Source organism: Azospirillum brasilense (genome assembly GCF_007827815.1).
GTDB classification, from domain to species: Bacteria; Pseudomonadota; Alphaproteobacteria; order Azospirillales; family Azospirillaceae; genus Azospirillum; species Azospirillum brasilense_C.
Map to the genome: position 1 here is coordinate 134,240 of NZ_VITH01000011.1, position 20,267 is coordinate 154,506.

Annotated in this window: 16 protein-coding genes; 10 read left to right on the forward strand and 6 right to left on the reverse strand. The window is 69.3% G+C overall.

What is annotated here, in order from left to right; translation table 11 throughout:
- Positions 1 to 41 precede the first annotated feature (41 nt).
- From FBZ83_RS22105 to FBZ83_RS22125, 5 genes are all read left to right on the forward strand, one after another.
- Entirely contained in the window at positions 42 to 614 is a 573-nt protein-coding gene (locus tag FBZ83_RS22105) for a tetratricopeptide repeat protein (RefSeq protein WP_145688836.1), read from the forward strand.
- Positions 615 to 736: 122 nt separating this feature from the next.
- Positions 737 to 2,305 carry a DegQ family serine endoprotease gene (locus tag FBZ83_RS22110; RefSeq protein WP_145688846.1) on the forward strand — a complete coding sequence of 523 codons (1,569 nt, stop codon included), beginning with the start codon at positions 737 to 739 and terminating at the stop codon, positions 2,303 to 2,305.
- Positions 2,306 to 2,483: 178 nt separating this feature from the next.
- Positions 2,484 to 3,161 (forward strand): winged helix-turn-helix domain-containing protein, encoded by a 678-nt coding sequence (locus FBZ83_RS22115; protein ID WP_035674886.1) that lies wholly within the window; start codon positions 2,484 to 2,486, stop codon positions 3,159 to 3,161.
- Positions 3,162 to 3,195: 34 nt separating this feature from the next.
- Positions 3,196 to 4,593 (forward strand): sensor histidine kinase, encoded by a 1,398-nt coding sequence (locus tag FBZ83_RS22120; protein WP_145688855.1) that lies wholly within the window; start codon positions 3,196 to 3,198, stop codon positions 4,591 to 4,593.
- 243 nt (positions 4,594 to 4,836) lie between these two features.
- Positions 4,837 to 5,913 carry an AI-2E family transporter gene (locus FBZ83_RS22125; protein ID WP_145688862.1) on the forward strand — a complete coding sequence of 359 codons (1,077 nt, stop codon included), beginning with the start codon at positions 4,837 to 4,839 and terminating at the stop codon, positions 5,911 to 5,913.
- Between the two features lie 18 nt (positions 5,914 to 5,931).
- Here the strand turns inward: FBZ83_RS22125 and FBZ83_RS22130 are convergent, their stop codons facing one another.
- The gene (locus tag FBZ83_RS22130) at positions 5,932 to 7,473 is read right to left on the reverse strand and encodes an MDR family MFS transporter (RefSeq protein ID WP_145688871.1); all 1,542 of its coding nucleotides are present in this window, start codon (positions 7,471 to 7,473) and stop codon (positions 5,932 to 5,934) included.
- Between the two features lie 128 nt (positions 7,474 to 7,601).
- Here FBZ83_RS22130 and FBZ83_RS22135 point away from each other — a divergent pair, with 128 nt between their 5' ends.
- The 3 genes from FBZ83_RS22135 (at position 7,602) to FBZ83_RS22145 (ending at position 9,298) form a co-directional block, all read left to right on the forward strand.
- On the forward strand, positions 7,602 to 8,207 hold the full coding sequence (locus FBZ83_RS22135) for an ABC transporter ATP-binding protein (protein ID WP_145688880.1): 606 nt from the start codon (positions 7,602 to 7,604) through the stop codon (positions 8,205 to 8,207).
- 4 nt (positions 8,208 to 8,211) lie between these two features.
- Positions 8,212 to 9,009, forward strand: a complete 798-nt coding sequence (locus FBZ83_RS22140) for an ABC transporter permease (RefSeq protein WP_145678461.1) — start codon at positions 8,212 to 8,214, stop codon at positions 9,007 to 9,009.
- Between the two features lie 76 nt (positions 9,010 to 9,085).
- Entirely contained in the window at positions 9,086 to 9,298 is a 213-nt protein-coding gene (locus FBZ83_RS22145; protein WP_145678462.1) for a hypothetical protein, read from the forward strand.
- 109 nt (positions 9,299 to 9,407) lie between these two features.
- Here the strand turns inward: FBZ83_RS22145 and FBZ83_RS22150 are convergent, their stop codons facing one another.
- Both FBZ83_RS22150 and FBZ83_RS22155 read right to left on the reverse strand, forming a co-directional pair.
- Positions 9,408 to 11,954, reverse strand: a complete 2,547-nt coding sequence (locus FBZ83_RS22150) for a PAS domain-containing hybrid sensor histidine kinase/response regulator (RefSeq protein ID WP_145688887.1) — start codon at positions 11,952 to 11,954, stop codon at positions 9,408 to 9,410.
- Complete coding sequence (locus FBZ83_RS22155) at positions 11,951 to 15,013, reverse strand: chemotaxis protein CheB (protein ID WP_145688895.1); 3,063 nt, start codon at positions 15,011 to 15,013, stop codon at positions 11,951 to 11,953. Before FBZ83_RS22155 ends, FBZ83_RS22150 begins: the two co-directional genes overlap by 4 nt.
- A 644-nt stretch (positions 15,014 to 15,657) precedes the next feature.
- Here FBZ83_RS22155 and FBZ83_RS22160 point away from each other — a divergent pair.
- Positions 15,658 to 15,903 (forward strand): hypothetical protein, encoded by a 246-nt coding sequence (locus FBZ83_RS22160; RefSeq protein WP_041811141.1) that lies wholly within the window; start codon positions 15,658 to 15,660, stop codon positions 15,901 to 15,903.
- Between the two features lie 98 nt (positions 15,904 to 16,001).
- Here the strand turns inward: FBZ83_RS22160 and sppA are convergent, their stop codons facing one another.
- Together sppA and FBZ83_RS22170 are read right to left on the reverse strand one after the other, a co-directional pair.
- The gene (gene sppA / locus FBZ83_RS22165; RefSeq protein ID WP_145688905.1) at positions 16,002 to 17,753 is read right to left on the reverse strand and encodes a signal peptide peptidase SppA; all 1,752 of its coding nucleotides are present in this window, start codon (positions 17,751 to 17,753) and stop codon (positions 16,002 to 16,004) included.
- Between the two features lie 27 nt (positions 17,754 to 17,780).
- A complete protein-coding gene (locus FBZ83_RS22170) occupies positions 17,781 to 18,353 on the reverse strand; it encodes a peroxidase-related enzyme (protein ID WP_114860769.1) in 573 nt (190 codons plus the stop codon).
- A gap of 230 nt (positions 18,354 to 18,583) precedes the next feature.
- Between FBZ83_RS22170 and FBZ83_RS22175 the strand changes: the two genes are divergently transcribed.
- Positions 18,584 to 19,678 (forward strand): response regulator, encoded by a 1,095-nt coding sequence (locus FBZ83_RS22175; protein ID WP_145688914.1) that lies wholly within the window; start codon positions 18,584 to 18,586, stop codon positions 19,676 to 19,678.
- Between the two features lie 9 nt (positions 19,679 to 19,687).
- Here the strand turns inward: FBZ83_RS22175 and FBZ83_RS22180 are convergent, their stop codons facing one another.
- Positions 19,688 to 20,266 carry a hypothetical protein gene (locus FBZ83_RS22180; RefSeq protein WP_145688922.1) on the reverse strand — a complete coding sequence of 193 codons (579 nt, stop codon included), beginning with the start codon at positions 20,264 to 20,266 and terminating at the stop codon, positions 19,688 to 19,690.
- Position 20,267 lies beyond the last annotated feature (1 nt).

The following is a 20,267-nucleotide window of genomic DNA, read 5'->3' on the forward strand; positions in this document are numbered from 1 at the left end:
GATCAGTGTTGCTGGTAAGTGACGCATCCCAGTTTTTGGGAATGACCCAGCGAATCTTCTTGCCCGTGGCCTTCCTGGCCCTTCTGTTCCTCGGCGCTTCCGGCCCCGGTTCGCAGGCCTGGGCAGGGCAGGAGGATGCGCGACTCGGCGGCTTGTTCCAGGACCTGCAGACCGCCGGCGACGCGGTCGCGGCGGAGGCGGTCGAGGACCGCATCTGGGACGTCTGGCTGGAACACCCCAGCGACGATCTCATCGTGCTGATGCACCACGGCGTGCAGAGCCTGAACGCCGACCGCTACGGCGAGGCGCTGGCGGCCTTCGACCAGGTGGTCGCCGCCGACCCGACCTACGCCGAGGGCTGGAACAAGCGGGCCAACGCCGAATACATGCTGGGGGATTACGACGCCGCGGTGCGCGACATCCGCCGGGTGCTGGCGCTGGAGCCGCGGCATTTCGGGGCGCTGGCCGGGCTGGGCCTCGTCTACCTCGCCATCGATCAGCCGGCGGGCGCGTTGCGCGCCTTCGACGCGGCGCTGGCCATCAACCCGCACCTCGACCGGGTCCGCCAGCAGGCCGCGACCATCCGCCTGCGCACGGCCGGTTCGGCGCTGTGATCGAGACGCGGCTTAATATTCCCTCCCTGAAAAACTTTTAATCCGCCTGCAAGCCCCCCGTGACTCGGCGCCCGCTACTTTCAGGGCAACGAACAACGCATGCCAGTCACGGAGAGCAACCGATGTCCACCCCCGCCAACGCCGGACGCGCCCCGCGGTCGAGCCGGGTGCGGCGTACCATCGCCGCCGTCCTCCTCGGCACCACGGTGCTGACCGGTCCGTTCCTGATCGCCAACCAGTCCACCGCCGTGGCCGCCGAAAGCGCCCTGACGCAGAACATGCCGGGCAGCTTCGCCGATCTGGCCGCCAAGGTGTCGCCCGCCGTGGTGAACGTCTCCACCACCCAGCAGGCCAAGGCCGAGCGCGGCAACCCGCGCATGCCCGGCTTCCCGCCGGGGTCGCCCTTCGAGGAATTCTTCCGCCAGTTCCAGGACCAGTTCGGCCAAAATGGCGGTCCGGGCGGTGGTCCGGGCGGCGACGACCAGTCCGAGGGTCCCTCCGAAGGCCAGCCGCGCGGCAAGGTCGGCTCGCTCGGCTCCGGCTTCATCATCGACGCGGCCGGCTATGTGGTGACCAACAACCACGTCATCGACGGCGCCGACGAGATCAAGGTCACGCTCCAGGACGGGACGGAACTTCCCGCCACGCTGGTCGGGCGCGACGCCAAGACCGACATCGCCCTGCTGAAGGTGAAGTCCGACAAGGCGCTGCCCGCGCTGGACTGGGGCGACAGCGACGCCGCCCGCGTCGGCGACTGGGTGATGGCCGTCGGCAACCCCTTCGGGCTGGGCGGCACGGTGACCAAGGGCATCATCTCGGCCCGCGGGCGCGACATCCACAGCGGCCCCTACGACGACTACCTGCAGCTCGACGCCGCCATCAACCGCGGCAACTCGGGCGGCCCGACCTTTACCCTGGACGGCCGGGTGATCGGCATCAACACCGCGATCTATTCGCCCAATGGCGGCTCGGTCGGCATCGGCTTCGCCATCCCGTCGAACATCGCCAAGCAGGTCGTTGCCCAGCTCAAGGAGAACGGCCATGTCGAGCGCGGCTGGCTGGGCGTGAAGATCCAGGAGATCTCGCCGGAGATCGCCGAGTCGGTCGGCCTGTCCCAGACCAAGGGCGCCCTGGTCGCCGAGGTGACCCCGGACAGCCCCGCGGCCAAGGCCGGCGTGCGCCAGGGCGACGTGATCCTGGCCTATGGCGGCAAGCCGGTGAACACGCTGCGCGACCTGACCCGCCGTGTGGCCGACACCAAGGCCGGCGACACGGTGGACATGACCGTGGTCCGCAAGGGCAAGGAGACGACGCTCAGCGCCCACATCGCGCCGCTGCCCGCCGAACAGCGCATGGCCGCCGCCGAGGGGACCGGGCCCGCCGCCGAGAGCGCGGTGGAGACCGTCAATGGGCTGAAGCTGGCCCCGCTGGATGGTGCCGCCCGCAGTCGCCTCGGGCTGGGCGAGGGCGTCAAGGGCGTGGTCGTCACCGCGGTTTCGCCGCAGGCCGGTGATCTGCCCGTCCGCCCGGGCGACGTGATCGTCAAGGTCGGCGACCACAGCGTGACCTCCCCCGCGGAGGTGACCAAGAGCCTGCACGAGGCCGAGAAGGATGGCCGCAAGGCGGTCCTGCTGCTGGTCAACCGCGGTGGCAATGAGAGTTTCGTCCCGCTGAAGCTCGTCAAGGCGTGACGCAGGGTAACACCGGCGATCCTCCCGTCTCCGGTGTGATGGGGTGGAGGATGTCCGTGGTGCGAACCCCCGCCGCGCGGACGTCCTCCCCCTTCGTGTCGTTTGGCCCTCTCCCCTCCCCGGAGGGGCGGGGGCATTCACCTTTGGACTCGCGGAAGGATGCGGTAGACTCATGCTCATGAAAGTCCTCGTCATCGAAGACGACCAGCAGGCCGCCTCCTACTTGGCCAAGGGGCTGAAAGAGGCCGGGCATGTCGTGGACGCCGCCAACGACGGCAAGGAGGGGCTGTTCCTGGCCGGCTCCGAGCATTACGACGTCATGATCGTGGACCGCATGCTGCCGGGCCGCGACGGGCTGTCGCTGGTCGAGATCCTGCGCGCCACCGGCAACGACACGCCGGTGCTGTTCCTGTCCGCGCTGGGCAGCGTCGACGACCGGGTGAAGGGGCTGAAGGCCGGTGGCGACGACTACCTGACCAAGCCCTTCGCCTTCTCCGAGCTGCTCGCCCGGATCGAGGTGCTGGTGCGCCGCCGCAGCGCCGCCCAGCCGCAGACCCGTCTGGCGGTCGCCGACCTGGAACTGGACCTGCTGTCGCGCACCGTCCGGCGGGCCGGCAAGTCCATCGACCTGCTGCCGCGGGAATTCGCCCTGCTGGAGTATCTGATGCGCAACGCCGGCAGCGTGGTGACCCGCACCATGATGCTGGAGAATGTGTGGGACTATCACTTCGACCCGCAGACCAACGTCATCGATGTGCACATCGCCCGCCTGCGCCAGAAGATCGACAAGGATTTCCCGACGCCGCTGATCCACACGGTGCGCGGCGCCGGCTACAGCCTGCGGGCGCCGCAATGATGATGGCGGCGGCTATGGTGGCGGACCGGGACGCGTGAAGGCGGTTCTTCCCACCCTGCGGCTTCTGCGCACCACGCCGTTCCGGCTGGCCCTGCTGTATCTCGGCCTCTTCGTCATTTCGGTCGGGGTGATCCTGGCCGTCGTCTACCGCTCCACCGCGGGCTTCCTGGAGGAGGAGATCGGCGCCACCATCGCGCTGGAGGTTGCCGGGCTTCAGGACCAGTACCGCAGCGCCGGCCTGCGCGGGCTGGTCGATTCCGTGCGCGAGCGCAGCGGCTATTCGCACACCAACTCCATCTACCTGCTGACCACGCCGGGCGGCGTCATCCTGGCCGGCAACCTGTCGGGCTGGCCCGACGCCACGGCGGGGCCGGGCGGCTGGACCCATTTCAAGATTTCCGACTATGGCGGGGTGAACAACCGGCCCTCCACCGCGATGGCGGTCAGCTTCATCCTGCCCGGCCAGTTCCGCCTTCTGGTGGGCCGCGACATGAGCGAGCTGGACCAGCTCCGCGGCCGCATGGTCGTGTCGCTGCGCTGGGTCTTCCTGGTGACGGTGGTGTTGGGGCTGGGCGGCGGGCTGCTGCTGGCGCGCGGCGCCATGCACCGGATCGAGGCGATCAACCGCACCACCCACCGCATCATGGCCGGCGACCTGTCGGGCCGGGTGCCGCGCGGCGGCGGCGGCGACGAGATCGACCGGCTGGCCGGCAACCTGAACGCCATGCTCGACCAGATCGAGCGGCTGATGACCGGCATGCGGCAGGTGACCGAGAGCGTGGCCCACGACCTGCGCACGCCGCTGTCGCGCCTCCGCGCCCGCGTCGAGCTGGCGCTGATCCGCGAGACCGACGACCCGGAGGTCTATCGCGCCGTGCTGCAGGACACGATCCTTGAGGCCGACCGGCTGCTCGCCACCTTCACCGCGCTGCTGTCCATCGCCGAGGCCGAGTCCGGCGCCAACCGCAAGGGACTGGAGCCGGTGCGGCTGGCCGACGTGGTGCGGCTGGCCGCCGACCTCTACGAACCGGTGGCGGAGGAGACGGGGCTGACGCTGGTCACCGACATCCGGGCCGAGCCGACCGTGCGTGGGAACGAGCAGCTGTTGGCGCAGGCGGTCTCGAACCTGCTGGACAACGCCATCAAATACACGCCGGAGGGCGGGCGCATCACTCTGCTGCTGGAAGGCGTCGGGCCGGGGCAGTCCGCCCGCATCACCGTGGCGGACAACGGTCCCGGTATCCCCGCCGACATGCGCGAGAAGGTGCTGGAGCGCTTCGTCCGGCTGGACGCCGCGCGGGCCTCGCCGGGAAACGGGCTGGGCCTCAGTCTCGTGGAGGCGGTGGCGCGGCTGCACGACGCGTCACTGCGGCTGGAGGACAACGAACCGGGCCTGAAGGTCGGCATCGTCTTCCCGCCGGACGCCGGCTGACACCGCCGACAGGGGCGCGCCCCCCACAAGAAAAGAGCCCGCCGTTTCCGGCGGGCTTTTGAGGTGACATCAGCGAGAATGACTCCTTGGCGTCAGACATGATATGGGGCGCCAACCGTCCGGGCGCATTCGGATAAGTGTATTAGCACGAAGGTGCTAGAGGGTTGGCGGTGCAACAGTTTCCTGCGGGCGGCGTTTGTCCATCGGACCGGCATGCCGGTGGCAACACGGCGGGAAGAGACGATGGACGCGACCAGACAGGTTCCCCTTCAGGCCTCGGTGCAGGCGGGGGAGCCGGCAACCGCCGGGCGGAACACCGCGACCGAACTGAAGCTGTTCACCTGGAAGATGCTGATCGCCGCCGGGGTGCTGGGGACGCTGTTCCTGGCCTGGCAGGTGGCCGACGCGCTGCTTCTGGTCTTCGCCGGCGTGCTGCTGGCGATCCTGTTCCAGCGCGTCGCCGGGCTGGTGCGGCGCTTCACCGGGCTGCCGCAGGGCTGGGCGCTCGGCGTCGTCCTTCTGCTGCTGGCGGTGCTGCTGATCGGTGGCGGCGTGCTGATGGGCCAGTCGGTGGTCAGCCAGTTCGACCAGCTCTCCAAACAGATTTCCGGCGCGGTTCAGCAGCTTCCCGGTTCGCTGCGCGACCAGATCGCGCAGCAGGGGCAGGACGCCTCCTCCTGGCTGAACCGGCTGCAGACGGTCGCCTCCAGCGTGATGTTCTTCCTGGGCGATCTGGTGGTGGTGATGTTCACGGCCATCTACCTCGCGGCCTCGCCCGGCGTCTACCAGCGCGGCGTCATCCTGCTGGTGCCGCCGCGCGGCCATGAGCGGGCGCGGGAGGTGCTGGACGTGATGGGCGACTCGCTGTGGAAGTGGCTGATCGGTCAGCTTTCGGCCATGGCCATCGTCGGCGTTCTGACCACCGCGGGCCTGCTGCTGCTGGGCATCCCGAGCGCCCCGGCGCTGGGCCTGTTGGCAGCCCTCCTGGAGTTTGTGCCGCTGATCGGCCCGTTCCTGGCGGCGGTTCCGGCGATCCTCATCGCCTTCGCCCAATCACCGCAGGATGCGCTTTGGGTGGCGCTGCTCTACCTGGCGATCCAGCAGGTCGAGGGCAACGTCGTCATGCCGCTGATGCAGAAGAAGGTGGTCGACCTGCCCCCGGTCATCACCATCGCGGCCATCGCGGCGGGGGGCGTGCTGTTCGGGCTGATGGGCATGTTCCTGGCCACGCCCTTCGCGGTGGTGATGCTGGTGCTGGTCAACATGCTCTACATCGAGGACAAGCTGGGCGAGGGGCGGCACTTCCCCAGCGAGGACTAGGCGTAGGCTGCCCGGACCTCAGGCGACCTCCGCCCCGGCCTTGGCGGCGTCGGCGGCGGAGCGCAGGGGAAGCTCCTTCAGGAACAGGGTCAGCACGAAGGACACCACGGCCAGCCCGGCGGCCAGCAGGAACAAGGTGGAGAAGCCGTGCTCGAACACCGACTGGGCGGTGGAGCGGGCGGCGGGGGCCAGATTGGCCAGGGCGGACGGGCCGCGCTCCATCACCTCGCGCCCGCTGATCCCGGGCAGGCCGGCGGCGTTCAGCCGGGCCTCGACGTCGGCGGCGAAGACCGCGCCGAACACCGCCACCCCGATCGACCCGCCGAGCGAGCGGAAGAAGCCGACCGAGGCCGTGGCCGCACCCAGGTCGCGCCGGTCCACCGCGTTCTGCACGGCGACGGTCATCACCGGCATGACCAGCCCCAGCCCGATGCCCAGCGGGACCAGGATCAGCGTGGACCACAGCCCGCTTTCCGACACCGTCGGCGACAGGCCGAGGGCCAGATACATCACAGCGGCCAGCGCCAGCCCGGCCAGCGGGAAGACCTTGTAGCGGCCCGACTTGGAAATCAGCCGACCGCCGCCCCCGGCGCCCAGCACCATGCCCAGCACCATTGGCAGCAGCAGGAAGCCCGACGTTGTGGCGCTGGTCCCGGCGACGAGCTGGGAGCGCAGCGGTAGATAGACGATGCCGGCGAACAGCACCATGGCCGACACCGCCACCACCGGGTTGGCGACCGCCACCACCGGCTCGCGGAACAGGTGCAGGGGCAGGATCGGCTCCTCCACCCGCCGCTCGTGCCACAGGAAGACCCCGAACATCATGACGCCCAGGACGCACAGGCCGAGGATCGTCGGGGAGGTCCAGGGCAGGGCGACCCCGGCGCGCGACACCACGAACAGCAGCGAGGTCACCGTGCCCATCAGCAGCGCCGCCCCCAGATAATCGATGGTCGGCTTCGCCCGCCCCGCCGGCAGGCGGTCGAGCGCCCGGCTGGTCATCAGCAGCGCCGCCGCCCCCAGCGGCAGGTTGATGAGGAAGATCCAGTGCCAGCTCAGCCGTTCCGTGAAGATGCCGCCCAGCAGCGGCCCGGCCACGCTGGACAGGGCGAAGATGCCGCCGATGTAGCCCTGGTAGCGCCCGCGCTCGCGCGGGGCGACCACGTCGCCGATGATGGTGAAGGCCAGCGCCATCAGGCCGCCGCCGCCCAGCCCCTGGATGCCGCGGAACAGGATGAGCTGCCCCATGCTCTGCGCCAGCGCGCACAGCACCGACCCGACCAGGAACAGGAAGATCGCCACCTGGAGCACCCGCTTGCGCCCGTAGAGGTCGCTCAGCTTGCCGTAGATCGGGGTGGTCGAGGTCGAGGCCAGCAGATAGGCGGTGACCACCCAGGGCAGGTTCTCCAGGCTTCCCAGGTCGTGGGCCATGGTCGGCAGGGCCGTCGCGACGATGGTCTGGTCCATCGCCGCCATCAGCATGGCGAGCGCCACCCCGCTGAACACCCGCATGATTTCGCGGTGGGTGAAGACGGCGTGGTCGTTGGAGGCGTCGGTCATGGTCTCGGTTCAGGCCGGAATGAACGGTGGGGCGTACCATAGCCCCCGCGACGCTCCGTGCAAGGACTCCGCCATGAATGGCTGCTAATCTCCCTTTCCACAGTCCGGAATAGTCGCGGTAACCCTTGATGCTGAGCGTCAGCAACCTGTCCACCCCCGTGCTGAAGCCGGCCACCTTCCGGCTGGACGCCGGGGAGTGCGTGGCCGTTCAGGGAAAGTCGGGGTCGGGGAAGTCCGTGCTCCTGCGCGCCCTGGCCGACCTCGACCCGTCGACGGGCGAGGTGCGGCTGAACGGCGATCTCCGGGAGGACATGCCCGCGCCGCTCTGGCGCCGCCGGGTCACCTACGTCGCCGCCGAGTCGGGCTGGTGGGAGGACCGGGTGGGCGCGCATTTCGCGCAGCCGGACCGCGCCGCCGCCCTTGCCGGGGCGCTGGGCCTGCCGGGGAAGGTGATGGACTGGCCGGTCGCCCGCCTGTCCACGGGGGAGCGGCAACGGCTGGCGCTGGTCCGCGCGTTGGTCCAGGAGCCGGAGGTGCTTCTGCTCGACGAGCCGACCGGCCCGCTGGACGCCGAGGCGACGGAGCGGGTGGAGGCGCTGCTGCGCGGCGAACTGGCCCGCGGGGCCGGGGTGCTGATCGTCACCCACGCGCCGGAGCAGGCGCTTCGGCTGGCCCGGCGGCATCTGCACGTCGCGGACGGCGTGGTGGCGGACGGCGTGGTGACGGAGGGGTAGGGCGATGCTGGTGTCCCTGCATTACACCGACCTCGCCGTGGCCGGGCTGCTCCTGCTGGTCAACGGCGGCCTGTCCCTGGCGCTGGATCTGGGGTTGGCGCGGCCGTTGCTGGTGGCGGCGCTGCGGATGGTCGTCCAGCTCTCGCTGGTCGGGCTGGTGCTGACCCGGCTGTTCGCCCTGGAATCGCCTTGGCTGACCCTGGGGGCGGCGCTGGTCATGCTGCTGTTCGCCGGCCAGGAGACGATGGCCCGGCAGGAGCGGCGGCTGGCCGGCTGGTGGTCCTACGGCATCGGCACCGGAGCGATGGGAACCGCAGCGGCGATCGTCCTGCTGCTCGGCCTGTCCACCGCGGTGCGGCCCGACCCCTGGTGGGACGCGCGCTACGCCATTCCCATGCTGGGCATGGTGCTGGGCAACGCGATGAGCGGGGTGGGGCTGGCCCTTCACACGCTGACCGCGACCGCGGCGCGGGAGCGGGCGGCCATCGAGGCGCAGCTCGCGCTGGGCCAGACCCGCTGGACGGCGCTGCGGCCCATCCTGCGCCACGCGCTGCGCACCGCGCTGATGCCGACGATCAACAGCATGGCGGCCATGGGGGTGGTGGCCCTGCCCGGCATGATGACCGGCCAGATCCTCTCCGGCGTCGATCCGGGGGAGGCGGTGAAGTACCAGATCCTGATCATGTTCCTGATCTCCGGCGCGACCGGGCTCGGCGTGCTGGCGGCGTCGCTGGCAACGGTGCGGCGGCTCAGCGACCGGCGGCACCGGCTGCGGCTCGACCGGCTGGTGCGGCGGCGGTAAAGCGGAAGGAACCCGGACGGGACCGCCGCCGTTGAACACCGATTGGTGTTCACCAACGGCGGCGGGGGTACGGGTCATGGCGCACATCGTGGAAATCCGGAACGGCGCGATCGTCGGCAACGACGAGCCCACGGACGAGTATCTGCCTGTCGGAACCCACATCGCCCAGGCCGACGGTTTCTATGTCAGCTTCGGCATGGACGTGGAGGGTCCCTACGCCCGCAACGAGGCCGACGAGCGGCTGAACCACCTGAAGCGCGCCACCCAGGCCGATCTGGAGCGTCCGTAAGGTTGCTGACCCTGCCCCCTCCCTAACCCTCCCCCGCTGCCGCAGGGGAGGGGACCGATCTCCCTCCCCTGTGAAGCGGGGGGAGGGCCGGGGTGGGGGCAAAGCGCCGCTACGTCGCCTCCGCCTCCGCGTCTCGGTGCTCCAGGCTGGCGCGCACGGTGCGGCGCAGGTCGTCGGGCTGGATGGGCTTGTGCAGCAGGGCGCATTGCGCGCCGGCCGCCTCGCGCAACCGGTCGGACGACGTGTCGCCGGTCAGCAGCACCCCCGGCAGGTCGGGACCGAAACGGCGGCGCAGCGTGTCCATCAGCATCAGCCCGGTGTCACCGTCCGGCAGGCGGTAGTCGGTCAGCACGAGGTCGGGCGCCAGCGTGCCGTCCACCAGCTCCAGCGCTTCCGCCACCGAGCCGGCCTCGGTCACGCGGTAGCCCCAACCCTCCAGCATCAGCGCCAGGGCCATGCGGATCACCGCGTCGTCCTCGACGAGCAGCACGGAGGCGTCGCCGTCCGCCTCGCCGCTTCCCGAGGCGTCGTCGTCCGCCGAATCCCCGCAATGCCGCTGGTCGAGAACGGCCGCCTGCGGCAGGGTCACGGCGAAGCATGACCCCTTGCCCGGCGCCGAGGTCACCTCGATGGTGCCGCCCAGCATGTGGATGAGGCGCCGCGCGATGCTGAGCCCCATGCCCAGCCCTTCCCGCCGGTCGCGGGCGGCGTTGCCGATTTGGTAAAAGTCCTGGAAGATGCGGTCGAGCTGGTTCTCCGGAATGCCGATTCCGGTGTCCCACACCTCGAACCGCAGGGCGCCGCCCCGCCGCCGCGCGCCGAACAGCACCCGGCCCTGCTTGGTGTAGCGGATGGCGTTGGTCAGCAGGTTGCGCAGCACGCGCTCCAGCAGGCCGCCGTCGGTGCAGGCGCTCAATCGCACCGGCACGGTGCGCAGCGTCAGGCCGGAGGAGGCGGCGACCGCCCGGAACTCGTTGTGCAGCCGCTCCATGATCGACCCGACCTCGACCGGGGCGCTGTGGGGGGTGACGAGGCCGGCTTCCAGCTTGGAGATGTCGAGCAGGCAGTCGAGCAGCCCGCCGAGCGAGGCCACCGTATCGCGCAACTGCGTGGCGATGCGCCGTGCGTCCTCCGGGATCGGCTCCTTCAGCAGCAGGCCCGACAGCAGGGTCAGCGCCTGGGCCGGCTGGCGCAGGTCGTGGCTGGCCGCCGCCATGAAACGCTCCTTGGCGTCCAGCGCCACGTTCAGGTCGCGCTCCATCGACTTGATGGCGGAGATGTCGGTGACGCTCGACACCACGGCCTCGGGCCGACCGTCGGCGCCGGGGACCGGGTGGCTGGAGACGCGCAGCCAGCGGGTCGGAGCCGCCGCCTCGTCACCCTCGGCGATGCCGACGATCTGTTCGACCACCGGCTTCCCGCTGCCCACCGCCTTGGCGGCGGGCGGCAGCCCGGTCAGGCGGGCGCCGTCGGCGCCGATGAAGCGCCGCCGCGCCGCGCGGCCCGCCCGGTCGCCCGGCTTGCGGCTTTCGAGGGGGCGGGCCAGGGGGTCGAGCAGCACCCCCGCCGGACCGGTCATCAGCCGCTCCGCCATGGCGTTGGCGACCATCACCGTGCCGTCCGCCGACCGCATGACCAACCCTTCGGACAGCGACTGGACGAGCGTGCGGTGCCGCCGCTCGCTCTCCGCCAAGGCTTGCTCGGCGGCCCGGCGGGCGGTCACGTCGCGGAAAGCCACCACCGCCCCGGTGATCGCCCCGTTCTGGAGGATCGGGGAGACGGTCAGCTCCGCCACGAAATCATCGGACCCCTGGCGGCGCAGGCGTCCGTCGGTCACCTGCCGGACCAGCCCGTCGGCCAGCGACAGCGTCAGGGCACGCCGGCCCTCTTCCTCGGCGTCGCCGCCGATCAGCGCGGTGAAGGAGCGGCCGACCAATTCGCTGGCGCCGAACCCGGTCATCGACTGGGCCGCCGTGTTCACGAAGGTGACGGCGCCGCGCGCGTCCAGGCCGCAGATTCCGTCGGCCACCGCCTGAAGAATGTGGTGATAGGCGGCGCGGGTGCGCTCCGCCTCGTCGCGGGCGTCTTGAAGCTCGCCGACCCAGGCGTTGCGTTCCGTCACGTCGGTGATGGTCAGCAGGACGTCGCCCTTGTCGACACCGTCCGGCCCGGCCTCCAGCTCCACGACCCGGGCGTCGGTCAACCCGTCGATGGCGCTCTGGGCGCCGACGAAGGCGTATTCCTGCCGTGTCCATTGGCCGGAATCGCGCAGCCGGGCGAGCGCCGTGAACAGCCGCCCGTGGTCCAGCGACTCCACCATCAGGGTCAGGGGACGGCCCTTCAGCCGGCGCAGCGGCAGGCCGAACTGCCGCTCCGCGGCGGCGTTGGCCTCGCAGATGATGCCGGCGGCGTTGACGGTGAAGCAGGCCAGCGGGACGGACTGGAAGAGCTGGAGATACTGGATGCGCGAGGCCTCCAGCGCCTGCTGGGCGGTGCGCAGCTCCTCGTTCTGGATCTCCAGCTCGGCCTGATGGACGTACAGCTCGTGCAGGACCTCCTTGAGCGTGGTCGCCGAGACCTCCGCCCCTTCGAAGCCGCCCGAGTTGAGGGCCTGTTCCGCGCGCTTGCGAAGCCGTTCGTTGCGGAATCCGTTCACGCCGCGCCCCCGGCCGCCGGGTCCTTGGCAGTGGATGGTCCGGATTTTTTCTGGCCGTTCCGCCGTCCGCTGGCGCGCAGTTCCATCCGCTTCCGGTTGGTGATGTCGATGTGGCTGACCACCGCTCCCCCTGACAATCCGGCCAGACGGCAGGCGTGCATCATGAACCAGCGCTCCTCCTTGTCGGAATGACAAGGGTATTCGATGGTGAACTGCTCGATGTCGCCGGACAGAATCCGGCGCAGCCCGTCGTTCACGGCACGGGCGATGTCTTCGCCTTCGGTTCCTTCCTCGGCGTTGCAGACATCAAGATAATTGGTTCCCGGCCCGCAACGGTCCAGCGCCGGGGCGCCGTTCTTCTCGCCGAACATGCGCCAGGCGTGGTTGACCATGGTGATGGCGCCATCGGAATCGATGACCGCCACATGCTCGGGCAGGCTGTCCAGCACCGTCTGGAGGCGGTGCTCCGCGGCCTTGGCGGCGGTGACGTCCACAAAGGTGACGACCACCCCGGCCACCTGGTTCTTCTCGGTCAGGTAGGGCAGGATCCGCGTCTGGATCCAGCGGTCGCCGCGCACCGGGACATGGCGTTCCACCGGATTGTGGTCGTGGAAGACCCGTTCGATGTCTTTGAGAAAATCCGGGTAGTCGATGTTGGTCGACAGGTGCGCGATCGATCGCCCGACATCGCGCGGGATGATGTTGATGAAGCGGGCCGCCGCCGGGGTGAAGCGCCGGATCACCATGCCGCTGTCCAGGAAGACCGTGCCGATCTCGGTCGAGCGCAGCAGGTTGTCCAGGTCGTTGGTAACCTCCGTCAACTCCTCCACCTTCGCCTGATACTCAGCGTTGACGGAATACAACTCCTCGTTGACTGACTGCAACTCTTCGTTGGTGCTCTGCAGTTCCTCGTTGGAGGCGAGAAGCTCCTCGTTGGTCGCCTGGAGTTCCTCGTTGGCGGTCTCCAGTTCCTCGATGGTGGCCTGGAGGTTCTCGCCGCGGGAGACCAGCTCCTGCTCCAGCCCACGGATGCGCTCCGCGGTGTCGGTGTCGAAGTCGAAGTCGCTGTCCGGCAGGGCCAGCGCCGGCGCGCTGGGGTCGAGCACGATCAGCGCAAAGCGCCGGCCGGTCTTGCGGGCGACGAAAGGCTTCACGCGCAAACTGACGGCGGGCAAGCCCTCGCGGTCCTTCACCGGGATGTTGGACAGGGCGAACTCCTCGCCGGAGCGGAAGGCCCGCGTCAGCGCGGTCCCAACCACCATGGAGACCGAGGAGGGCAGAAGCTTCAGCGCGTTCAGCGTGGCTTCGCCCGGCGGCACCTTCAGGATCGCCGACGCCTCGCCGAACACGTGCATGATGTTCATCTGCTCGTTGACCAGCAGGCTGGGCGGCACATAGGCCCGCATCAGGGTCGAGATCGCCTCGTCGATGGCGGCCCCTTCCTCCTGCGCTTGCGACATGGTCTCGTCGCCGTGGCGGTGCACCGGTGCGGCGACGGTGGGGACGAGCAGCCGCGACAGCCGGTGCGTCCCGGTGCGCAGGCTCTGGAACAGCTTGTTCCGGCTGTCCAGGACGTGGAACTCCGCCGACAGGTCGCCCAGCGTCTCGCTGGTGCCGAGGAACAGGAAGCCGCTCTGCCGCAGCGCGTACTGGAACAGGCTCAGCACCTTCCGTTGAAGCGGTGAGTCCATGTAGATCAGCAGATTCCGGCAGCTCACCAGGTCGATCTTGGTGAAGGGCGGATCGCGCATGATGTTGTGGGCGGCGAAGACCACCATCCGGCGGATGTCGCGCGACACCAGATAATGGTCGCCGCGGGCGATGAAGTAGCGGGTCAGCCGCTCGTTCGACACGTCCTCGGCGATGGAGCGCGGGTATTCGCCCAGGCTGGCGATCTCGATGCTGTCCTGGTCGATGTCGGTGGCGAAGATCTTGACGTCGAAGGACCGCCCCATCCGCTCCTGCGCCTCGGCGAACAGGATGGCGATGGAATAGGCCTCCTCGCCGGTGGCGCAGCCGCAGACCCATACGCGCACCATGTCGGTGGGGCTGCGCTTGGCCAACAGGGTCGGGATCACCTTGTCGGCGAGCGAGGAAAAGGCCCCCTCGTCGCGGAAGAAGCGCGTGACGCCGATCAGCATCTCCTTGTAGAGGCTGACCGTCTCGGCGCTGTTGCGGCGGAGCAGCGCGGCGTAGTCGCTCATCGAATCGAGGCCGGCGGTGTGCATCCGCCGCTCGATCCGGCGCAGCAGGGTCGCCAGCTTGTAATGCGAGAAATCAACGCCGGTGACCGAGCGGATGGCCGCCACGATCTGCGCCAGCGGGTCGTTCTCGCGGTCCTGCGGCTTGGCCGGGACGGGCAGGTTGCGCGACAGCACCCGGCCGGCGTGCTCGATCAGGGTGGCCGGCAGCTTGTCCGCCGTTTTCACGGCGTCCACCTGCCCGGTGGCAATGGCGCTGCGCGGCATGCCGTCGAACTGCGCCGATTCCGGGTCCTGCGCCGCGGCGAAGCCGCCCGCGGACTTGATCGCCAGAAGCCCGCGGGTGCCGTCCGACCCGGTGCCGGACAGCACGACGCCCAGCGCCCGCGGCCCCTGGTCCTTGGCGAGGGCGGTGAAGAAGATGTCGATGGGCAGGCTCATGCCCCCGGCGGCGTCCTTGGCGGTCAGGATCAGCCGCCCGTCCTCGATCGACAGGTGCTTGGCGGGGGGCAGCAGATAGACGGTGTTGCGCTCCACCGCCATGCCGTCGGCGGCCTGCACCACCGACATGGCGGTGTGCTTGGCCAGCAGATCGACCATCAGGCTCTTGTGGACTGGCGACAGATGCTGGACGACCACATAGGCGAGGTCGCTTTCTCCCGGCACGTTGTCGAAAAAGCGCTGGAGCGCCTCCAGGCCGCCGGCCGAAGCGCCGATGCCGACGATGCAGCAGACCCGGTCCCGCCCCTCCGGATAGGGACCATAGACGGAGACCGTTTCCTCACCCTCGTCGGGCGGGGACGGGGCATCGGCGACGGGGTGATCGGCGATGGAGTGATCGTTGTCTTCTGGTTCCACGGAGCACTTCAGGTCTGCGGGAGTAAAGGACGGCCTACCAAATTATTTGCCGTCTGACCGTGACATTCAAACCCTCCCTCGCGCGGCGTCTTTCCTTTTCCGTGCGCGCCGGCGGTTTTGAAACGGCGAAGGGTCTAGCGGCTATATAGGAAGGGCCCAGGCCAGTCAATCCGGACAATCCTCCCCTTGAAGGGGGGCGCCGCGTCGTCATTGCAAAGATGAGGCGGGCAGCGGGCGGCGCGCCGCTTTGAACGTTTCGCATATGACCAATGGATTTTCAGCGATGCATTTGCCGAGCGTCGAATTCGGCTTTGCTGACTCGGCGGGGCGAGACTTTCGAATGTGCCGTGGTTTTCCATATTCGATCCTTTTCAATGTCCTGAGATCAATTGCGTGAATTCATGGCACCATCGCACCCTGTTCCTTTTTCGATGGACCGCGCCTGATGGCGGGCGAGAAAGATAAAAATCGATGGGATTTGCCACCAGCGCACAGCTTACCCTGAACGTATGATGTGATACGGGCACAACACTGTGCAGGATCTGTTGCCCCGTTCGCTTATGTCGCTTTACGCGATTGGCGCTTTGCGCAATCTTTAATCCGTAGCCACTAATCATGAGAAACGTAGGAAAGGAGTGCGCCAGATGGAGCGCGAGGACGAATGTGCTCTCGACCGATATATCGCGGCGATTCCGCTTAACCTGAGAGTAGTGGCCAGGGCTGCTTATGAGGAGCTGTCGAACAATCCCTTCCTGCCGGTCTTTTCGAAGGACGAAATTGCGCGGTTGGTCTGCTCACCGGGATTTCAGAGTTACTTGGAAAGTGAGAACCGGACCAGCGCCGGTTCGCTGATGATGCTCTGTTCGGCGGGGTTTGCGACGCGCCATTGATGATGCGCCATTGACGACGCGCCTTCGTCACAACGCGACGCAGCCACTCTCCTGCAGGCCGGCGGCTGTCCCGCCGGCCTGAATTTTGTCCGAACGTATTACCGTTCGAGTCCCAGCGGCGGCATGCGCGCTTCCACCGCGCCGCTGCGGGCCGCCTGGACCAGCGGGGCCAGTTCGGCCAGCGCCGGGCGCAGACCCGCCAGCACCGCCACGGCCTCCACCAGATCGCCCTTGCCCGAGGCGAGGTCGAGGATTTCCCGGATCAGCGGCTTCGGGCGGGGGTAGCCGGTCACGGTGACCGGATCGTCCGGCCCCAGCTTCGCCGCCTGCTTGGCGAGCGTCAGCGCGGTGGCGACTCCGCCCAGCTCGTCGATCAGGCCGAGAGACTTGGCCTGGGCGCCGGTCCACACGCGGCCCTTGGCGGCGTCCCGCGCCTGTTCGGGTGTGAGGTGCCGGGCCTCCGCCACGCGGGACAGGAAGGTGGAATAGCTGCTGTCGATGATGGCGTTCAGCCGTTCCTCCCCGGCGGGGCCGAAGGGACGGAAGGGCGACCACAGGCCGGCGTTGGGCGCGGTGTCGAGGACGCCCCAATGCACGCCCAGCCGCTCCGACAGGCCGGCGACCGACATCTTGCCGGCGACCACGCCGATGGAGCCGGTCACCGTGGCGGGGGAGGCGACGATGCGGTCGGCGGCCAGCGCGATCCAATAGCCGCCGGACGCCGCCGTTCCGCCCATGGTGGCGATCACGGGCTTGCCCGACTGACGGGCCTTGACCAGGGCGCGGCGGATGGTTTCGGACGCGGTCACGCTGCCGCCGCCGCTGTCGATGCGGAACAGGATGGCCTTGACGTCGGGATCGTCCACCGCGTCCTCGATGGCCGATACGATCGTCTCCGAGCCGGCGGTGACCTCGCCCAGGCCGGGCTTGCCGCTGTCGCCGCCGGTGATGGTGCCGGTGGCGTGGATCAGCGCGATGGTCGGGCCGCTGCGATTGGGCGGGCCGGCGATGCCGAGATAGTCCGCCGCCTCCATTGTGTCGGCGTCGGGCGCGGCTCCGGCGCGGCGCAGCGCCTCCTCCCGCGCCTCGTCGGCGTAGCCGAGCCGGTCGACCAGCTTGGCGTCCACCGCCTCGCGGTCGATCAGGGGCGCGCGGTCCATGGCCGCCTTGACGGCGGCGGGGGGGAGGCGGCGGCTCACCGCCACCCCGTCGACGATCTGGTTGGTCAGGTCGCCGAGCAGCGACTCCATCATCTCGCGGTGGGCAGGCGTGAAGTCCGTCCGCATGACGCTGTCGGCGAGGCTCTTGTACTCCTCGCGTTGGAAGACCTGCGGCTGGATGTCCAGCTTGTCCAGCGCGCCGCGGGCGAAGGGGATCTGCGCCGACAGGCCGGTCAGGCCGAGCAGGCCGAGCGGCTGCATCCACACCTCGTCGAAGGCGCTGGCCAGCAGGTAGGAGCGGTTGCCCGCTCCGGTGTCGCCGTAGGATTCGGCGAAGGCGATGGCGAAGCGGCCCGACGCGCGGAACCGCTCCACCGCCGCCCGCAGCTCCTGCACCTGGGCGAAGCTGGCGCCGTCGCCGCCGAAGCGGGCGAGCACGCCCTTCACGCGCGGGTCGGTGCGCCCGCGTTCCAGCGCGTCGAGCACCTCCTGGAAGGTCGTCTCATGGCCGAGGAAGCTGCCCAGCCGGTCAACGCTCCCTTCCGCCAGCGGGTCGCGGAGGTCCAGCTCCAGCACGACGGTGTCGGGCAGGGAGGGCTCGTGCCGGACCGCCATGACGACCCCGGTGACCACGGCGGCCACCACGAGGAAGCCGATGAGGGCGAACAGGCGGACAAAGAACCTCAGCATCCGGGGGGCTCCGGTGGTTGCGCGGCGTCAGCGGTCCTGCTTGTGGTAGTCGCGGTTCGGCATCATGTCCACCGCCGAGGCGACGCGGTTCGACATGTTGTAGAAGGCGGCGGTGTCGGCGATGTCGAAGATGTCCTCCTCGCCGAAGCCGGCGTCGCGCAGCGCCTGCCGGTCCGGCTCGCCCATGGTCCAGGGCTCCTTGGTCAGCTTCCACGCGAAATCGAGCATGGCGCGCTGGCGCGGTTCCAGCGTGGCGGCGCGGTAGTTGAAGGCGAGCATCTCGCCCAGCTCCGGATCGCCGGACAGCTTGCGCACCGCCTGCCCGTGGGCGACGAGGCAGTAATAGCAATGGTTGGCCGAGGACACGACCACGGCGATCATTTCCCGCTCCAGCTTGGACAGGCCGCTCTCGCCGACCATCAGCTCGTTGTAGAGCTGGGCGAAGGTGCGCAGCTTCTTCGGGCGCAGGCTGTAGGCGCGCAGCACGTTGGGGACGAAGCCCAGCTTTTCCTCGCACTTGGCGAAGAGGGCAGCCATGTCCGGGTCGAGGTCGGGCGTCTCGGGAACGGGCAGGGCCATGACATGATCGGGCTGCGGCATCGCGGTGCTCTCCTCCGGTGTGTCGGCGTCGTTTCGGCCGGTGCAGTTTCGGCCGGTGCGGTTTTGGCCGACAGGGTAGCCGGGTGGCGGCGCTTCGCAAAGCCCCACCTCCGGTCAGGCGGCTCGGTGGCTCGCCGGAGGGTTGCAACCCAGCCTTTCGTACGTTGTCTCTCGCCAAGCGCCGCCGCCCATGCGAAGACTTGACCCGTTGCAACGCAGTGGTTCCAGCGATGAACGATCCGGGAGCCAGAGGCGCGCCCAGGCTCGGCCTCCTTTCGGTTCTGGTGGTCGAGGACAGCGCCTTCATCCGCAACGTGCTGACCGCCACGCTGCGCACCATCGGGGTCGGCGCGGTGCACGCCGAGCCCGGCGGGGCCGAGGCCATCCGCTTCCTGGAGGAGCGCCGCGCCGCCCTGCCGCCCGGCACGGCGCCGGTGGACGTGATCCTCTCCGATCTGGTGATGCCCGAGGTGGACGGGCTGATGCTGCTGCGCTGGCTGCGCTGCAGCCCGCGGTCGCCGGACCGTTTCCTGCCCGTGCTGATGCTGTCCGGCGCCGCCGACCGCCATTACGTGGAGCAGGCGCGCGACCTGGGCGCCACCGACTTCATCGCCAAGCCCTTCTCCGCCGCCACCATCGCCAGCCGCCTGCTGGCCGCCATCGCCCGGCCGCGGCGCTTCGTCCTCGCCAAGGGCTATTTCGGGCCGGACCGGCGGCGGACGCAACGCCCGGTGGCGATGGACTGCCGCATGACCGGCCCCGGTGAGGTCCTGGTGGTGCACAGCGCGTCCAAGGCGGTGGGCATCGACCGATTTCCGGTTGTCCATTTCGACCTGCCCAACCGGCTGGGCGCCAAGATGGGCATCGCGCCGAAGAACCCGGTGCCGACCCTGCCCGACGAGGTGTTGGCGGCGGCGGAGGCGGAGATCCAGAACCGGGCCGGCGATTACGCCACCTGGATCGCCGCGGAGGTGGACGAACTGGCCCGCCGCGTCGACCGGCTGGGCGTGGACGCTGCCGTGGTTCCGGCGGTGATGGCGCAGATCAACCGCTCCGCCCACGAGATGCGCGGGCAGGGCGGCATCTTCGGCTACCCGCTGATCACCCGCATCGCCAAGTCGCTCTACGAGGCGACGCAGGGCGGCTTCCCGGCTGTCACCGGCAACGAGCGCCTGCTGCTGAAGGCCCATGTGGACGCCATCCGGGCGGTGATGGCCGGGCGGATCAGCGGCGACGGCGGGGCGACCGGCCAGCAGCTTCTCGCCTCGCTGGACCGCGCCAAGAAGAAATACGCCAAGCCGGACGGCGAGGGCGATCCGGTCTGAGCGCCGCCGCTATTTCCAGCGGATGCCGGCCTCGCGGCGGATTTCCTCCATGCGCTCCAGCGCCGGCTTGAGGCCGTTCAGGGAGAAGCGCACCTCGGCCTTGCCGCCCGCCGGGGCGGAGCCGACGGCGGAGACTTCCTTGCCCGGAGTCAGCCGCTCGACCAGCTTGGCGTTGGTGTCCGGATCGATCACCGCGCAGGTGTTGGTTTCCCACTCGAAGCGTTCGCACGGGTATTCGGGTCGGAACAGCGCCCGATCCACCCAGACGCGGACGATCTTCGACAGGTCCATCGTCTGCTCGTCCAGCCGGAAACGCATCCCCTCCAGCCAGCGCTCGCTGGAGCGCAGCCAGACGAGGCGCGACCGCCGGTCGCTGCCGGGACGGGACAGCAGCTCGCATTCGACACGGCGCGGCTCGCTCCACACTTGGCAGTAGAGGCGCCAGTCCTTGAAGGTTTCCGCATGCTCGCGGAAGGCCGGAGGTTGCGCCTGAACGTGTTGAGCGGCGGCGGGGAGGGCGGCGAGGACCAGAACCCCCGCGATCACGCCGCCACGCCATGCAGCCGCGATGCGTCCCGGTCCCCGCATC

Bases quoted from the DNA above. Each gene is read 5' to 3' on its own strand.
- FBZ83_RS22140 (WP_145678461.1), top strand. From the start codon at position 8,212: ATGCTGGTGTCCCTGCATTACACCGACCTCGCCGTGGCCGGGCTGCTC.
- FBZ83_RS22105 (WP_145688836.1), top strand. From the start codon at position 42: ATGACCCAGCGAATCTTCTTGCCCGTGGCCTTCCTGGCCCTTCTGTTC.
- FBZ83_RS22160 (WP_041811141.1), top strand. From the start codon at position 15,658: ATGGAGCGCGAGGACGAATGTGCTCTCGACCGATATATCGCGGCGATT.
- FBZ83_RS22110 (WP_145688846.1), top strand. From the start codon at position 737: ATGTCCACCCCCGCCAACGCCGGACGCGCCCCGCGGTCGAGCCGGGTG.
- FBZ83_RS22115 (WP_035674886.1), top strand. From the start codon at position 2,484: ATGAAAGTCCTCGTCATCGAAGACGACCAGCAGGCCGCCTCCTACTTG.
- FBZ83_RS22175 (WP_145688914.1), top strand. From the start codon at position 18,584: ATGAACGATCCGGGAGCCAGAGGCGCGCCCAGGCTCGGCCTCCTTTCG.
- FBZ83_RS22135 (WP_145688880.1), top strand. From the start codon at position 7,602: ATGCTGAGCGTCAGCAACCTGTCCACCCCCGTGCTGAAGCCGGCCACC.
- FBZ83_RS22170 (WP_114860769.1), bottom strand. From the start codon at position 18,353: ATGCCGCAGCCCGATCATGTCATGGCCCTGCCCGTTCCCGAGACGCCC.
- FBZ83_RS22130 (WP_145688871.1), bottom strand. From the start codon at position 7,473: ATGACCGACGCCTCCAACGACCACGCCGTCTTCACCCACCGCGAAATC.
- FBZ83_RS22125 (WP_145688862.1), top strand. From the start codon at position 4,837: ATGGACGCGACCAGACAGGTTCCCCTTCAGGCCTCGGTGCAGGCGGGG.
- FBZ83_RS22145 (WP_145678462.1), top strand. From the start codon at position 9,086: ATGGCGCACATCGTGGAAATCCGGAACGGCGCGATCGTCGGCAACGAC.
- FBZ83_RS22180 (WP_145688922.1), bottom strand. From the start codon at position 20,266: ATGCGGGGACCGGGACGCATCGCGGCTGCATGGCGTGGCGGCGTGATC.
- sppA (WP_145688905.1), bottom strand. From the start codon at position 17,753: ATGCTGAGGTTCTTTGTCCGCCTGTTCGCCCTCATCGGCTTCCTCGTG.